Here is a 623-nt window from a genome sequence, read left to right on the forward strand (position 1 = left end):
ATTATCATGTCCGACAATAAACAAAAAGAAACTCCAAACGGATACGATTTAGACGGTTACGAACGACTCAAACGTCGCAACCGCCGTCGCTTGGTCTTGGCCTCCGGCTTGGTGGTGGCATCGGGTATGCTGTTCGGTCTGGCGCTGACTTCCGGCGACGATAAAAATTCACCGTTTAAAGAAGCGCCTGTCGGTCAGAGCCAAGCCAAAACGGCTGACGAGCCGAGCAAGGCGGTTGTTTTAGAGCCTAATAAAGAGGATGTCGCTGCTGCTGAAGAGGCTGCCCGCCATGCGGATGCCGAAGCACCAAATAAACCGCAAAATGCAGGCGACGAAGAAGACAATGCGCCGGTTGAAGTATTGAAGCCAAACCGCGAATCTGCTCCCGAAGATGTTGGCGAGCCGTTGGTTTTGATCAACGATACTTTAGATGACGGCAATATCAAAGGCTTGGAAGAGTCCGAACGTATTCAACGTGCCGAGGCTGCCAAACGTGAAGCTGCAGAGCGCCGAGCCGAAGAACGCCGCCAACGTCAGGCTGAACAACGTGCTGCTGCGGCCCGTAAAACACAAGCCCAACAGGAAACAGCAGAGAAAGAAAACGCATTGGCAGCTAAAAAACG

The 623-nt window shown here is 52.5% G+C and carries 1 pseudogene; it reads left to right on the forward strand.

The features are described from left to right. Positions 1–623 (forward strand): annotated as a pseudogene (locus ACTHUR_RS15560) (cell division protein FtsN); the annotation flags it as partial.

This window comes from Neisseria sp. P0021.S007, assembly GCF_051956855.1.